The organism is Streptomyces sp. DSM 40750 (genome assembly GCF_024612035.1).
Classification (GTDB): domain Bacteria; phylum Actinomycetota; class Actinomycetes; order Streptomycetales; family Streptomycetaceae; genus Streptomyces.
In genome coordinates, this window is sequence record NZ_CP102513.1 from 1,867,230 (window position 1) to 1,882,466 (window position 15,237).

12 protein-coding genes are annotated in these 15,237 nt (G+C 72.2%); 4 read left to right on the forward strand and 8 right to left on the reverse strand.

Annotated elements, in window-relative coordinates:
• The first annotated feature begins 91 nt into the window (after positions 1-91).
• Positions 92-1,354, forward strand: coding sequence for a glycoside hydrolase 5 family protein (locus tag JIX55_RS08370; protein WP_257562649.1), 1,263 nt, complete (start codon positions 92-94; stop codon positions 1,352-1,354).
• 93 nt (positions 1,355-1,447) lie between these two features.
• On the opposite strand, the gene JIX55_RS08375 is transcribed toward JIX55_RS08370, so the two are convergent.
• Together JIX55_RS08375 and JIX55_RS08380 are read right to left on the reverse strand one after the other, a co-directional pair.
• Positions 1,448-2,941, reverse strand: coding sequence for a glycoside hydrolase family 3 N-terminal domain-containing protein (locus tag JIX55_RS08375; RefSeq protein WP_257562651.1), 1,494 nt, complete (start codon positions 2,939-2,941; stop codon positions 1,448-1,450).
• Positions 2,942-3,203: 262 nt separating this feature from the next.
• The gene (locus JIX55_RS08380) at positions 3,204-3,875 is read right to left on the reverse strand and encodes a DUF6629 family protein (RefSeq protein WP_257562653.1); all 672 of its coding nucleotides are present in this window, start codon (positions 3,873-3,875) and stop codon (positions 3,204-3,206) included.
• Positions 3,876-4,072: 197 nt separating this feature from the next.
• Between JIX55_RS08380 and JIX55_RS08385 the strand changes: the two genes are divergently transcribed.
• Both JIX55_RS08385 and JIX55_RS08390 read left to right on the forward strand, forming a co-directional pair.
• Positions 4,073-5,251: a phytanoyl-CoA dioxygenase family protein gene (locus tag JIX55_RS08385; protein WP_257562654.1), complete on the forward strand. Its 1,179-nt coding sequence runs from the start codon at positions 4,073-4,075 to the stop codon at positions 5,249-5,251.
• Between the two features lie 82 nt (positions 5,252-5,333).
• Entirely contained in the window at positions 5,334-5,762 is a 429-nt protein-coding gene (locus JIX55_RS08390; protein WP_257562655.1) for a VOC family protein, read from the forward strand.
• 78 nt (positions 5,763-5,840) lie between these two features.
• Here JIX55_RS08390 and JIX55_RS08395 read toward each other — a convergent pair whose 3' ends face one another.
• The 5 genes from JIX55_RS08395 to JIX55_RS08415 form a co-directional block, all read right to left on the reverse strand.
• A complete protein-coding gene (locus JIX55_RS08395) occupies positions 5,841-6,569 on the reverse strand; it encodes an alpha/beta fold hydrolase (RefSeq protein WP_257562656.1) in 729 nt (242 codons plus the stop codon).
• A gap of 48 nt (positions 6,570-6,617) precedes the next feature.
• Positions 6,618-7,451: a fumarylacetoacetate hydrolase family protein gene (locus JIX55_RS08400; RefSeq protein ID WP_257562657.1), complete on the reverse strand. Its 834-nt coding sequence runs from the start codon at positions 7,449-7,451 to the stop codon at positions 6,618-6,620.
• A gap of 84 nt (positions 7,452-7,535) precedes the next feature.
• Complete coding sequence (locus tag JIX55_RS08405) at positions 7,536-9,218, reverse strand: (2,3-dihydroxybenzoyl)adenylate synthase (protein WP_257562658.1); 1,683 nt, start codon at positions 9,216-9,218, stop codon at positions 7,536-7,538.
• Positions 9,211-11,472 (reverse strand): acetate--CoA ligase family protein, encoded by a 2,262-nt coding sequence (locus tag JIX55_RS08410; protein ID WP_257562659.1) that lies wholly within the window; start codon positions 11,470-11,472, stop codon positions 9,211-9,213. Before JIX55_RS08410 ends, JIX55_RS08405 begins: the two co-directional genes overlap by 8 nt.
• Before the next feature lie 2 nt (positions 11,473-11,474).
• Entirely contained in the window at positions 11,475-12,986 is a 1,512-nt protein-coding gene (locus JIX55_RS08415) for an FAD-dependent monooxygenase (RefSeq protein ID WP_257562660.1), read from the reverse strand.
• A gap of 216 nt (positions 12,987-13,202) precedes the next feature.
• Here JIX55_RS08415 and JIX55_RS08420 point away from each other — a divergent pair, with 216 nt between their 5' ends.
• Positions 13,203-14,018: a PaaX family transcriptional regulator gene (locus JIX55_RS08420; protein ID WP_257562661.1), complete on the forward strand. Its 816-nt coding sequence runs from the start codon at positions 13,203-13,205 to the stop codon at positions 14,016-14,018.
• Between the two features lie 10 nt (positions 14,019-14,028).
• Here the strand turns inward: JIX55_RS08420 and JIX55_RS08425 are convergent, their stop codons facing one another.
• Positions 14,029-14,814, reverse strand: a complete 786-nt coding sequence (locus tag JIX55_RS08425; RefSeq protein WP_257562662.1) for an IclR family transcriptional regulator — start codon at positions 14,812-14,814, stop codon at positions 14,029-14,031.
• Between the last annotated feature and the right edge of the window lie 423 nt (positions 14,815-15,237).

Consider the following 15,237-nt stretch of genomic DNA (forward strand, 5'->3'; position numbering starts at 1 on the left):
GTGAAGGAGTCCGTGACAAGGACACCCGACCGGGCTTGCGTGGCTGAACCACCGAGGAAACACTGAGATGGTTGTTTGAACCATCCTCCCGATGCCAGGATGGGGCTCCCCCGAGCAGAAGGTGGACTCCGGCATGAACTCCCTGCGCTTCGGCGTCAACTACACCCCACGCCGGGGCTGGTTCCACGCCTGGCACGACTTCGATCCCGGGCTCGCGCGCGAGGACCTGGAGCAGATCGCCGGCCTGGGCCTGGACCACGTCCGGGTCTTCCATCTGTGGCCCCTGCTCCAGCCCAATCGCACCCTGGTCCGGGCGTCGGCCGTGGACCAGCTCGTCCAGCTGGTGGACCTGGCGGCCGAGTGCGGTCTGGACGTCCTCGTGGACGGCGTCCAGGGCCATCTGTCGAGCTTCGACTTCTACCCGGAGTGGACGCGCAGCTGGCACCACCGCAACGTCTTCACCGACCCCGAGGCGATCGAGGCCCAGGCGCTGCTGCTGCGCACACTGGGCCGCGCCCTGTCCGGTCACCCCCACCTCATCGGCCTCCAGCTCGGCAACGAGCTGAACAACCTGGTCGAGCACAACCCGGTGTCCGTGGCCGAGGTCGACCACTACCTGGACACCCTGCTGGCCGCCGCGCGGGACGGGCTCGGCGAGGGCGGCCATCTGGTCACGCACTCGGCGTACGACGCCGCGTGGTACGGCGACGACCACCCCTTCACCCCCGAGGCGTCGGCCCGCAAGGGCGATCTGACCACCGTCCACCCCTGGGTCTTCTCCGCCGACTGCGCCCGCCGCTACGGCCCGCGCTCACCGCAGGTGCACCACCTCGCGGAGTACGGCACGGAACTGGCCGTCGCCTACGCCGCCGACCCGGCCCGCCCGGTCTGGGTCCAGGAGACCGGGGCGCCCGAGCCGCACATCCCGGCGGCCGACGCCCCCGACTTCGCCCGCGCGACCCTTCTCAACGCGGCCGACTGCGCCCACCTGTGGGGCGTCACCTGGTGGTGCTCCCACGACGTCGACCGCTCCCTGGCCGACTTCCCGGAGCTGGAGTACACGCTCGGCCTCTTCGACTCCACGGGCCGCCCCAAGCCGATCGCGGACGCCCTGTCCACGACGGTGGCCGAGATCCGTAAGTCCACCGCCTCGCCGGCTCCCCGTACGGCGGCCCTGGTCCTGGACTGCACCCCGTCCACGCGCTCGGTCTCCGGCCCGGGCGGCGCGTTCTTCGACGCCTGGATGCGCCTGCGGCAGGAGGGCACCCACCCGGCGGTGGTCCTGGCGGAGCGCGCGGAGGACAAGGAGTACCTCGCGGCGCGGGGGATCACGGAGTTGATCGCCGGGAAGTGAGGCGGGCGGGGGACTAGGCACCGGCCGGCGGGGGCTGGGCACCGGCCTCCGCCCCCGCCAGGATGTCCGCACCCGTCAGGTTGTCCGCCCCGGTCAGGAGATCCGCCCCGCCAAGACCTCGGCCACCGCCCGCAGATTCACCCGCCCCCTCCCCTGCGCGGCCACCGCACCACCCGCCTCCGGCAGCCCCGTCGAGACCACCAGCGCGTCCGGCCGTGCCGCCAGCAGCGCGTCCCGCAGGCGCCCCTGCCAGGGGTGCAGCTCCGCATCGCACACGGCGACGACCAGCGGCCGCCTCCCGGCGGTGCGCAGCGCCTCCCCCACGACGGCCTCGGTGTCGTCCGGCTCTCCGGCGACCGCCGTCCCCGTGGCCGTCGGGTCGAGGGCGCGGATCTCGGTGAGGAGGTCCTCGCCGCCCCAGTTGAGGGCGGGGTGCGGGGGCGGGAAGCAGTCGACGACATGGGCGCCCGGCACCGGTTCCGGCAACGGCCCCCCGCTCCGTACGGCCCGCCGTGCCGCCGTCAGCCCGGCGTCCGTGTCCCACGCGGCCACGTCACCCGGACGGCACGGCACCGCGTACCGCACCGCGAGCCGCCGTACCCGCTCCGCGGCCTCGGTCACGCGCTCCTCGGCCAGTTCACCGGTTCGCAGGGCGTCGAGCACGGCGTCCCGGCAGGCGAGGGTGACCTCCGGATCCGGTACGGCGACGATGACCTGGTCCGCCCCGGCGGCGAGCGCGAGCCGGGCGCCGGCCGCCTCGCCGTAGCGGTCGGCGATGGCCTTCATCTCCAGCGCGTCGCTGACCAGGACACCGTCGAAGCCGAGTTCGCCGCGCAGCAGGTGGGAGAGGATGCGCGGGCTGAGGGTGGCGGGCCGGTCGGGGTCGAGGGCCGGGAACACGACATGGGCGCTCATCAGCATGGGCACACCCGCGTCGACGGCGGCCCTGAAGGGCGCGAGGTCGAGCCGGCCGTACGGCCGCGGGTCGACCGCAAGCTCATGGTGGCTGTCGGTGACGGTCCCGCCATGGCCGGGGAAGTGCTTGGCGCAGGAGGCCACTCCGCGCGCCTCGGTGGCCTCGATCCAGGCGCGCAGATGCCGGGAGACCAGCTCGGCGTCGCCGCCGAAGGCACGGGTGCGCACGATCGGGTTCTCGGGCCGACTCTGGACGTCGGCGACGGGGGCGTAGGAGGCGGTGATGCCGAGGGAGAGCAGGTGTCCGGCCAGGGCGTCGGCGCAGGCGGCGGTGAGCAGGGGGTCGTCGGCGACACCGAGTGCCCACGAGCCGGGCACCTCGGGGGCGCCCGCGGCGACCAGGTGGCCGATGCCGCCGCCCTCGTTGTCGATGGCGACCAGCAGGTCCGGGCGCAACGTCCGCAGTGTGCCGGTGAGTTCCCGGACCTGGTCGGCGTCGCGGATGTTGCGGGTGAACAGGATGACCCCGCCCAGTCCGCGGTCGATGAGCCGTTTCAGGGTGTCGGGGACGGTCGTCGTACCGTCGAAGCCCGTGACGAGGCAGCGGTGGGCTGCCTCGTCGAGGGCCGCGGGGAGGACCGGGCCGACCGGCCCGGCGGCGGAGTGTGTCACCCCCGAAATCCTCTGGCTCGCCAAGCCGAAAGTCAACAGCTCGGTGGATGAATGATTCACCAAGGCTTCGGACACTCGGACGTCGAGCGGCTCGCGGCAGCGGACGTACTCGCTCCGGCGACGGAGCACTGTCGCGTCCTGCTCGTCGACCGGGGCGTTCGCGCCGCAGACGGCCGTCCGCGCGGTGTCGTGCCGCGCCCGACGGGCGGAAGGCAGAGGAGTTCAGCCATGCCCGAGGTCTCCCGTACGCACCTGTGCCCTGTCAATCGCCTTTCGGATGCTTCGGCTGCGCCGCGGCGGGGTGACGGAACGGCGTCGAGGCGGCCGTCGGCCGTGCGCGCACCCAGCCGAGGAGCATCACCGAGCACACGGCCGCGAAGGCGCACCAGGTCGAGACGAACTCCAGCCGCCACAGGGTCCAGCAGGTCAGGGCGCCGACGGCGGTGAGGATCCCGAGCAGTTCGAGCCGCCGGTCGGCGGAGAGGAGCAGGGAGCCGACGGTGGCGAGGAGGTAGCCGGCGACAAGGAGGACCGGGTGGGAGAGATCGATCGTGTAGCCGACGGTGCGGCCGCGGATCTCGGCCGTCACCGGGCCGGTCGCAAGGCCGTGGGCGAGCGGCGCGGCCGTCGCGACTCCGACGGCGAGCAGGACGACGAGCCGGGTCCGGGCGTGCGGCTGGGCGGCGCACAGCACTCCCGCGGGCACCCACACGGCCAACACCGGCAGCGCGATGACAGCCCAGGCGACGGTGGCCGGCCCGCTGCCTCCGCCCGAGGACCAGACCACCGACTCCACGATCTGGTGGGCCCCGAGCAGCAACGGCAACGCGGCGAGCGGCAGGTCCCGCCGGCCGCGCACCAACGCCACACAGACCACCCCGACGGCCCCGACACCGGCACCCGCCACGAGATCGGCCGTCGCACTCCAGCACATCACGCCACCATGGGGTCGACCGTCGTATGCGCGAGCCACGCTACGTCGCTCCCGGCCGACGGCCGGGGCGACACGGGGGCTGCGACGGCGTGGCAGCGATCTCCCTGTGAGGTCTTCTTGATGTGTTTCCGCGCATTGAATGATGGGTTCGAGGTCATCAGACTGGCAGCGACACAAGGGCTGCGAAAGGAGCCGCGATGTCCTCCATCGCTGCGGCGTCACGGACCTGGCTGACCGAGGCGGACTGCGATCTCGACGCGTTCCGCGCGCTCGTGGAGCGGAACACCGACCCGGCCGACCATCCCTCGGCCGAGCGGGTCGAGCAGAACGTTCCGCTCTACGACAGCGACCGGCTCCGGGCCCTGACGGCGACCCCCGAGGGCCGTCGGAACGTACAGACCGAGCTGGTCCGTGCCCTGCTGGACGGCCCCGGCATCGTGGTGTTCAAGGGCGCGTTCACCGACCCGGCCGTCGTGGACCGGGCGTCTGCCGCCTTCCGGGAGCTGATCGAGGAGGAGCGCGCCTCCGGCACGGCCCGGGGCGACCACTTCGCGAAGCCCGGCGCCAACGACCGTGTCTGGAACGCCCTGGACAAGATGGCCGTACGGGCGCCGGAGGTGTTCGCCGACTACTACGCCAACGACATCCTGGCGTTGATCGCCGAGGCCTGGCTCGGCCCCGCGTACCAGGTCACCTCACAGGTCAACGTGGTCAACCCCGGCGGCGCCGCGCAGAGCCCGCACCGCGACTACCACCTCGGCTTCCTCTCCCAGCGGCAGGCCGCCGCCTATCCCGCGCACGTCCACCGGCTCTCCCCCGTCCTGACCCTCCAGGGCGCGGTCGCCCACTGCCACATGCCCGTCGAGTCCGGCCCGACGCTCTACCTGCCCCATTCGCAGAAGTACGAGACCGGCTACCTCGCCTGGCGACTCCCGGAGTTCGTCGAGTACTTCGACGCCCACCACGTCCAACTCCCCCTCGACAAGGGCGACGCGGCCTTCTTCAACCCCGCGCTCTTCCACGCCGCCGGACACAACCGCTCGTCGGACATCCGGCGCATGGCGAACCTGCTGCAGATCTCCTCCGCCTTCGGCCGCGCCATGGAGACCGTGGACCGCGAAGCGATGGTCAACGCGCTCTTCCCGGTCCTGCTGCACCGCAAGTCCGCAGGCGCGCCCGAGGACTGGCTGCGCCGCGTCGTCGCCGCCACCGCCGAGGGCTACCCCTTCCCCACCGACCTCGACCTCGACCCACCCGTCGACGGCCTAGCCCCGCCCTCCCAGGCGGATCTGCTCTGGCGGGCCGTCACCGAGGCATGGGACGCGGAACTGCTGCGCGGTGAGCTGAAGGCCGCCGCGAAGCGCCGAGGGCACTGAGGGGCCGGGGCACTCGGGCCGGGCACAACCTGCGTGATCCTGCCGGGAGATGAGCGCGAAAGTCCCCTGTTATGGTGCGCCGATGTCATCGATCAAGCAGTTCCAAGTCACCTTTGACTGCGCGGAACCCGAGCGCGTCGCTCGCTTTTGGTGCGAGGTGTTGGGGTACGTCGTATCGCCGCCACCGGCGGGGTTCGCCACCTGGGACGATTTCGACCGCTCCCGGCCTCCTGAGGATCAGGGTTCGTGGTTCGCCTGCAGTGATCCCTCAGGTGTGGGCCCGCGACTGTTCTTTCAGCGTGTTCCCGAAGACAAGGTCGTCAAGAACCGGGTGCATCTTTGCGTGCGGGTCGGCACCGGGCTCGTGGGTGAAGAGCGCCTGGCCACGCTCGAAGCCGAATGCGCACGGCTGATCCCGCTCGGCGCCGTACGCGTGCGACTTCTGTATGACGGCAACGATTCGTGCATCGTGATGCAGGACATCGAGGGCAACGAGTTCTGTCTCGACTGAGCGTCCTCCGAGACGGAACCCGCATGCGAACCAGGCCTGTGAGACCCGGTTCGCCCCGGCGCACCAGCCTGGTCCTCGCTACACCGCGCAGGCCCGGATGAACGCGTCCGCCAGTTCGGCGGGCCGGGTGAAACAGCCCTCGTGGCTGCCGGGGGTCTCTATGACGAGGGGGTTCTTGAGCCGCTGGGGGAAGCGTTCGGCCCAGGCCCACTCGCCGGGGAGGGAGAAGTCCTCCGTGGACAGGATGTAGGCGGTCGGGATGTCGAGCGTGGCGAAGGCGGTCGTGTCGGGCTTCTCGGTGAAGGTGCCGAGGGGTTGGGGGACGAGGAGGGAGTGGATCAGGCGCTGGGTCTCCTCGCCGGCGTCCTGCATGAAGGCCTGCTGCCAGACCTCCAGGGGCATGGTCACCGTGTCGTTGCCGGAGGCGGCGGCCAGGGCGTGGAACATCTCGCCGTAGTGCGGCGGGCACGCCTCGATCAGCGACTCGCCGTCGTTCGGCACGAAGGCGCTCCAGAAGACGAGGCGCCGGACGCGTGCGGCGAGTCTCGGCGCCGCGCCGGTGAGGACGTAGCCGCCCCAGCTGTGGCCGACCAGGGTGATGTCGCTCAGGTCGGCGCCCTCGACGTACTCCACGAGGCTGTTCACGCAGTCGGTGAGCGTCACCCCGCGCGGGTCGTCGTCGGTGCCCAGTCCGGCCAGGGTCGGGGTGTGCACCTCGTGGCCGGCGGCCCGCAGTTCGTTCGCGACCGGGCGCCAGGCCCAGCCGCCGTGCCACGCACCGGTCACCAGGACGAAGGTCTCACTCATGTCGATCTCCTTTGATCGTGACGTACGGCTCCTCGATGGCGAGGACGCTCACGGCTTGTCCTCGACGACGGTGTTCACGCACTCCCCGACGCCCTCGACCACGGTCCGGACGACCTGACCGGGCTTCAGGAACACCTTCGGGTCGCGGGCCGCGCCGACCCCGCCGGGGGTGCCGGTGAGGACGAGGTCGCCCGGCTCCAGCGTCGTGAACGTGCTGAGGTACGCGGCGATGTCGGCCGGGTCGAACAGCAGGTCGGAGGTGCGGGAGCGCTGCATCACCTGGCCGTCCACCTCGCAGCGGATCTCCAGGTCGGCCGCGTCACCGACCTCGTCGCCGGTCACCAGCCAGGGCCCGGCCGGTGTGCTGGCCTCCCAGGCCTTGCCCTGCAACCACTCCGGGGTACGCCACTGCCAGTCGCGCATCGAGATGTCGTTGGCGACCGTGTAGCCGGCGATCGAGGCCGCCGCCTGCTCCTTGGTCGCCCGGCGCAACGGCGCGCCGACGACGAAGCCGAGTTCGGCCTCCCAGTCCAGCTGTTCCGTCTCTCCCGGGTGGACGATGTCGTCGCGGGCGCCGAGCAGACAGTTGGCGAACTTGGCGAAGAGGGAGGGATGCGAGGGGAGTTCGCGGCCCATCTCCAGGATGTGCGTGCGGTAGTTGAGGCCGACGCAGAAGATCTTCGCGGGGGTCGTGACGACCGGGGCGAGGTCGAGGGCGGCCACCTCGTGCGTCGGGCCGTCGGCGGCGGCCGCGTACGTACGCCAGTCGGGGCGGCGCAGCAGGGCGCCGACGTCGGGAGCGCCGGTCTCCACGGCCCGGTCGCCGTCGAGACGGACGGCCGCCGTGCTGCCGTCGGCGGTACGGATGGTGGCAAGCTTCATGAGGTCGTGCTCCAGGTCTTCTCGGCCGTCGCCGGCTCTTCGTCGGTTGCCGGATCGCCGGTCATGGGATCGGTGCTCACCGGTTCAGTGGCCTTCGGGGGTTTCCTCGCCGAGGCGGCGTGCGATGTCGGCGCGCAGGGCCTTCTTGTCGATCTTTCCGACCTTGGTGGCGGCGAGTTCGGGGACGGTCACCAACCGGTCCGGGAACTTGAAGCGGGCGATGCCCGAGCGCTCCATGACGTGGCGGACGTCGTCGAGGGTGACCGTGTGACCCGGTTCCGGTACGACGTAGAGGCAGACCCGCTCGCCGAGGTCGGCGTCGGGCATGGCGACGGCGGCGGCGCGGGCGACGCCAGGCGTCTGGTACGCGAAGTTCTCGATCTCCTCGGCGGAGATGTTCTCGCCGCCCCGGATGATCATGTCCTTGTCGCGGCCCTCGACGACGAGGTTGCCGTCCTGCCGCAGCCGCACGATGTCTCCGGTGCGGTACCAGCCGTCCTCGGTGAACGCGCGGGCGTTCTGCTCCTCGGCCCGGTAGTAGCCGCGCGGGGTGTACGGGCCGCGCGTGAGCAGCACGCCCGGCGTCCCCTCGGGGACCGGGTTCCCCAGTTCGTCGACGACGAGGAGTTCGTCGTCGTCGCACATGGGGCGCCCCTGCGTCGTACAGAGGACGTCCTCGGGGTCGTCCAGGCGGGTGTAGTTGAGCAGTCCCTCGGCCATGCCGAACACCTGCTGGAGCGTGCAGCCCAGTTCGGGGCGTACGCGGCGGGCGACGTGGTCGGCGAGGCGGGAGCCGCCGACCTGGAGCAGCCGCAGCGACCTGAGGTCGGCGCCGGGGTGCTCCACGCGGTGGTCCAGCCAGCGTTGGGCGATGGCGGGGACGACGGCGGTCGCGGTGACGCCCTCGCTCTCGATCAGCGCGAAGGCCTTCTCGGGGCTGGGCGAACCGAGCACGACCCGGCCGCCGTTCAGCAGCGTGCCGAGCAGGCCCGGGCAGGCGAGGGGGAAGTTGTGGCCGAGGGGCAGGGCGGCGAAGTAGACCGTGTCGGGGCCGAGTTCGCAGACCTCGGCGCTGCGGCGGGCGTTGTAGAGGTAGTCGTCGTGCGTGCGGGCGATGAGCTTGGGCAGGCCGGTGGTGCCGCCGGAGAGCAGGAAGACGGCGATCGCGCGGCTGTCGGGCCGGTACGCGTCGACGGCCTCACGCCGGCCCCCGCTCTCGCCCCCGTCCTCGGGCGCGGCGCACAACTCCCGCAGATCCACGGCACCGTCGCCCACCTTGTCGCCGAGGACCAGTACGTGGCGCAGAGTCGACGACCTCTCGGCGATCTCGAACGCCATCGCCTGGTGGTCGTGGTCCTTCAGGAAGTCCGGCACGGCGAGCGCCACGGCCTCGCCCTGTTCGACGAGATGACCGATCTCGTGTCGGCGGTGGCCGGGCAGCGCCATGACCGGGATGACACCGAGGCGCAGACACGCGTAGGTGAGGATCACGAACTCGACGGTGTTGGGCAGCTGCACCACGAGCCGGTCGTCCGGGCCCAGGCCCAGTGCGGCCAGACGCAGGGCGGTGGCGTCCGCCCGGTCGGCGAGCCGGCGGTACGTCAGCCGTCGGTCGCCGTCGACGACCGCGACGGCGTCGGGGCTCGCGTCGGCGGCGGTGTGCAGCCGGTCGCCGAGGGCGATGCCCTCCCAGTAGCCCTTTTCCGTGTAGCGCCGCGCGTACTCGGCGGGCCAGGGCACAGCGCCGTTGCTGCTCGGCCTAGGCATGGTCTCTCTCCTCAGAGGTGTCATCGGCCGCGCGCACGATCACGGCGTCCAGAGCGATCAGTCCGTCGGCGGTCAGCCGCAGCGGGTTGATCTCGATCTCGGCGGTCTCCGGGCTCGCGGCCAGGGCGGCGGCGAGTGCGGAGACGACCCGTCCGAACTCGGTCCGGTCGAGCACCGGCCCACCGCGCCACCCGTCCAGCAGGGCCCGCGCGGCCAGGTCGTCGGGCATGGCGGCGGCCTCGGCCTCGGACAGCGGGGCGAGCCGGATCGCCACGTCGGCGAGCGCCTCGGCGGCCGTACCGCCCAGCCCGGCCAGCACGACCGGCCCGAACACCGGGTCCCGGCGCACGCCGAGCACCAGGTCGACACCGGCCGGCGCCATCGCCTCCACCAGATAGCGGCGGCCGGCACCGATGGCGTCCAACGCCGTGTCCAGTTCGGCGGCCGTACGCACTCCCAGGTGCACCCCGCCGACCTCCGTCTTGTGCAGGATCGCGGCGTCGAGCACCTTCACGGCGACCGGGCCGCCCAGCAGCCGCAGGGCGTCATGGGCGTCCGCACGGGAGCCGCAGGCGGCGCGGGCGGGGGTACGGATACCGAGTTCCGCGAGGAACGACTTGGCGGCGTCCTCGTCAAGGGGGCCGGACGGTACGGATGCGGCCGCGGGCACCGGCGCGGGTCCGCCGGCGGTGGCGACCGACTCCGGCGATACTCCGTCGGACGCGAAAGCCGAACCGTCCGGCAGTCCCTCGGCCGCGAAAGCCGACCCCGGCGAAAGCCCCTCGGCCACGGAAACCGACCCCGGCGAAGCTCCCTCGGCGACGAGAGCCGAAGCCCCGCCGGCCACGGACCCCGCCTCCCGCGACGCTCCGTCCGCCGTCTCCCGCAGCGCCCGTTGTCGCGCGTCCGTCACCAACGCCCGTACGGCGTTGGCGGCGGACGCCGGTCCCGTGAGGGCCGGGACGCCGGTCTTGTGGAGCCGGGCCCGTTGCTCGGCGACGTCTTCGGGGAGGCCGCCGACGACCACCACGGCCGGGGAGTCGGCACCGAGGCCGGCGTCCTGCGCGGCGGAGGCGAGGTCGACGCTGTCGGGCTCGGTCAGGGCGTAGACGGCGAGCAGGTCCACCGCCGGGTCGGCGGCCGTGGTGGCGAGCACGCGGCCGAAGGTCTCGGCGGGCCGGCCGGTGTCGACCGGGTTGCGCTGGTAGGTGAGCGGGGGCAGCAGCTCGCCCAGCGTGCGCCGGGTGTCGGCGGCCAGCTCCGGCATACGGATGCCGTCGGTGCCCGCCCGGTCCGCCAGCAGCAGTCCCGGCCCGGCCTGGGCGGTGACGATGCCGAGCCCCGGGTCCGGTTGGGGGCGCAGCCGAATGCGGGAGAGCGCGGTGAGCGCGTCCACCAACTCCCGTTCGTCGTCCACGACCACCGCCCCGGCCTGCCGCAGCGCGGCCCGCGTCGTACGCCAGGAGGTGGCGAGCGCGCCGGTGTGCGAGCGGGCGAAGTCCCCGACATCGCTGCGGCCGACGACGAGCGCCACGACGGGTTTGACGGCGGCCACCCCGCGCACGGCCGCCACGAGCCGGGGCCCGTCCGGAACCGTCTCCAGATGGAGGGCTACGGCCGTCGTACGCCCGTCTTCCACGAGGTGCTCCAAGACGTCCGCGGCGGTGACGTCGAGGCCCGCGCCGATGCCGACGCCGAGGCTGATGCCGTTCCCGGCGGCGGCCAGGTCGAAGGAGAGCGCGTGGTTGACGCCGCCGCTGGCCGCGACGACGGCGATGTCACCGGCCGGAAGCTGTCCTGCGGCGGGTACGAAGCTGGCGGTCAGGCCCCGGTGGGGCGCGAAGAAGCCGGAGGTGTTGGGGCCGAGCAGCCGGACCCCGGTCTCCCGGGCGACCCGGCGCAGGGCGTCCGCGTACTGCTCGCCCTCCGGGCCCGCCTCGCCGAACCCGCCGGCGCAGACCAGCGCGGCGCGGCACCCGGCGGCGGCCGCCTCGGCCACGGCGTCCGCGCAGCCGGACGCGGGGACGCACAGGACGGCGAGGTCGAGCCGTCCGTCGGTGTGGGCGGCGGCTTCGGCGACCGAGGCGTACACGCCCTCGTCGGGGTCGGGGCGGCGTGCGTTGACCAGGGCACGGGCACCGGGGAAGGCAGCCAGGGAGCGGGCCATGGCGGCGCCGAGCTTGCCGGACTGCCGTGAGGCGCCGATGACCACGACGCCCTCGGGTGCGAAGAGCGGTGTCAGGCTCGTGCTCATGGTCAGGCCCGCCCTTCCGCCGTGGAAGCGACCAGGTCGGCACGGCCGGACAGCAGCAGCGTCTCGGCCCGGTCGTCGTCCATCGTGTCCTCCACGATCAGTGCGGGAACGCCGTACACCAGCCGGGCCTGTTCGGCGAGCAGCGAGCGGGTGAGCGGGGTGCCGTTCTGCACGGCGACCAGGTCCGGGGGCGTGTCGCCGCTCAGTGCGGCGGCCAACTGCGCGTACAGCGCGGGGAGTCCGGACTCCCCGGCGGGCGCGGTGAGCCACAGGCAGCGGGAGCCCTCGCCGCGCAGCGCCGCGAGATCGGTCGCGGTCAGCCGCCGTCCGTCGAACCCCATGAACGGCGTGTCGAGCGGGGCGTACCCCTCGTGCGCGATCCGCCAGTCCCGTACGACGCGGTCGACGAACTCGGGGTCGCGGCGGGCGATCCGGTCCTTGCCGATGGAGCGGGAGATGAAGTGGAAGGCGAACTGGGTGGGCCGGAAGGCGTCGTGGTAGCGCCCGAAGTGCTCCCACCAGGACAGGCTGGGCCGGGCGGCACCCTGGATCTTCTCGACGGAGGGGCGCCGGGCGGCCTCGTACGCCTCCAGGGCGCTCGGCAGGTCGTCGCGGTGGGCCTGGAGGCTCGCGGCGAGGGCGACGGCGTCCTCCATGGCCATCTTGGTGCCGGAGCCGACGGAGAAGTGGGCGGTGTGGGCGGCGTCGCCGAGGAGGACGACGTTGCCGCTGTGCCAGCGGCGGGCGCGGCGGGTGCGGAAGTTGCCCCAACGGGAGTTGTTGACCAGCAGTTCATGGCCGTCGATCTGCTCGGCGAAGAGCTTTTCGAGGTAGTGCCTGGTCTTCTCGTCGCTGGGACCGGGCGGCTGCGCGGTGTCGAACTCGTCGAGGCCCGCGCGCCGCCAGGACTCCTCGTCGGTTTCCACGATGAAGGTGCTGACGCTGTCGCTGATCGGGTAGCCGTGCACGGCGAACGTGCCGTGCGGGCCGTGTTCGTGGACGAAGGTCAGTCCGTCGAAGAGGTAGTCGGTGCCGAACCAGATGAACTTGGCGGTCGCGACCTCCACCTCGGGCACGAGCACGTCGGCGAGCCGGTCGCGGAACCGGGAGTTCGCCCCGTCGGCGGCCACGATCAGGTCGTAGTCGGCGAGTTCCGCCGGATCGGCGGGGACCTCGTGACTGAAGCGGAGGTCGACGCCGACCTCGACGGCCCGCTCGTGGAGCAGCTGCAGCAGGGTCTTGCGGGTGATGGCTGCCATGCCGTTGCCGCCGCAGCGGATCCGCTCACCCTTCAGCCGCACCTCGATGTCGTCCCAGTGCCGACCGTCCTCGGCGAGCGCGGTGCGCAGCACCGGATCGGCCTCGTGGATGGCGGCCAGGGTCGCGTCGGAGAACACCACCCCGAAGCCGAAGGTGTCCTCCGAGCCGTTCCGTTCGAAGACCGTCACCTCGACCGACGGATCGGCCTGCTTGACGAGCGCCGCGAAGAACAGCCCACCAGGGCCGCCCCCCACGCAAGCGATCCGAGAAACCATGGCTCCGACCTCCACATCGAGTACAGGCCCCAGACTCAGGCCCACGAGCATCCTGTGTCAACAGTTACACGGGCGTCAATAATTTGTATCGCTTTCTCGTGCTCATCGATGCGGTGACAACCCTTGCTGCACACGGGATTCATCGGTCGAGACGCTCATCTTCACGACGGCCGTCCGTGTGACATAGTCGGTTCCGTGAAGCCTCGATCGATCGTCTTCGACCTGTTCGGCGACTACGTCCGCTACCGCGGCGGCGACGCCAGGATGCGCACCCTCAGCACGCTGATGGGCTGCTTCGGCGTCGGTGAGAGCACCGTGCGGGTGGTCCTCGCGCGGCTGCGCAAGGAGGGCTGGTTCGATGTCCGGCGCGAGGGCCGGGAGACCGTCTACACGCTCAACAGGCGCAGTCTCCAGCTCCTCGACGAGGGCCGCTCCCGCATCTTCGACCGGGCGCCGTCCGACTGGGACCGGCACTGGTACATGGTCATCTACTCGGTCCCGGAGACCGAGCGCGGCGTGCGCGACCGTATCCGCAAGGAGCTGGCCTGGCTGGGCTTCGGCCCGCTGGCCCCGTCCACGTACGTCTCCCCGCACGACCGGCTCCAGCAGGTGCGGGAGAAGTTCGCGGACGAACCGGCCATCCGGCTGGACACCCTGCGCTGCCAGTCCGGCGGGCTGCCCGTCGACCGCGAGATGGCTGCCCGCAGCTGGGACCTGGCCGCGCTGAACGAGGACTACCGGGAGCTGCTGCGCACCTACCGCGGCCGGATGCCGTCGTACCGGGCCGGGCACCTCAGCCCCGAGGAGGCGCTGGTGGAACGCATGCGGCTGACGTACGACTACCGCAAGTTCCCCTTCCGCGACCCGGATCTGCCGACCGAACTGCTCCCGGCGGGCTGGGTGGGCCACGAGGCGCACGAGATGTTCCTGGAGGCCCATGACGTCCTGGGCCCGTCGGCCGAGTCGTACTACGACGAGGTGGCGGGCATCCGCCGCACCCCACAGGCGTAGCGGTACGGCGTTACGACAGGTGCCCCAGCTCGTGCGAGGCCGCCGCCACCGTCTCGTGCAGTTCGCGGGTCGCCTCGGCGAGCTGGTCGGGTGTGCCGGCGCTCTCCGGGAGGACGACGGAGATGGCGAGCGGCAGCGGGTCGCCGGCCGCGAAGACGGGGGCGGCGACGGAGATGATGCCCGGGATGACACCGCCGTGGGTCTCGGCGTGCCCTTGTTCGAGGACGAGGGCACGGGTGTCGGCCAGGCGTTCGGCCGTCCACTCGGCCTCCTTGCCGCGCAGTTCGCCGGTCAGCACCTCGTCGGTGAGGCTCTCGGGCAGATGGGCGAGGAAGACGCGGCCGACCGATGAGGTGAGCAGCGGGAGTGTGGCGCCGACGCGGACGGTCAGGGGCAGGGGGCGGGTGCCGTACGCCCAGCTCACGACGATCGGCCCGCGGTCGCCCCAGACGGCGAGGTTCACCGAGTGGCCCGTGCGGTCGCGCAGCCGCATGGCGTGGCCGCTCGCCACCGCGACCTCGTTGGTGCGGCGCAGCGCCTCGGCGCCCATGCGGCGCATGGTGGCGCCGAAGTCGTAGAGGCCGGACGCGGGATCCTGCGAGGTCAGCCCTATGCGGCCGAGGCTGACGAGGTAGCGGTGCACCTTGCTGGGCTGCATGTCGCTGGCCTGCGCGATCGCGGACAGGCTCAGCGCGCCGCCGCCGCTCTCCAGCGCGAGCAGGACCCGCATCGCGGTCTCGACGGACTGGATGCCCTGCCGCTCCCCGTTGTGCTCCTTGGGGTCAGTGGTGGTCACGGCGCAGCTCTCTCCCCTGCCGGTGGACGAACGCGTGGCGCTCCGCTGGACGTGCCGCGATGTTCCGTGGGTTCCTGTGCGGCGCCGCCGTGGCTGGTCGCGCGGTTCCCCGCGCCCCTTCGGGGCGTTGACGAACCGTCGGCCGACGAGCCTACCCGCGTCTTCTCAACCGATCTTACATTCACTATTGCGGAATGCGTTACGTTCTGGTGAACTGCGATCCGGTGGCACTCACCGCCACCCGGCTGCTCCCCCGCCGCACCGGCGTCCCCCTCGCAGCCGACGAGCCGCTTGTCCGACGCGCATCCACCGCCGTCTCCCGCCCGCTCCGGCCCTTCACGCCGGCCGGGCCCCCTCCCGGAACCGCACACGGGACCTCGCTCCCCCACGAGGCCTCGTCGGCGTCCGTGATCCCCCGAGGAG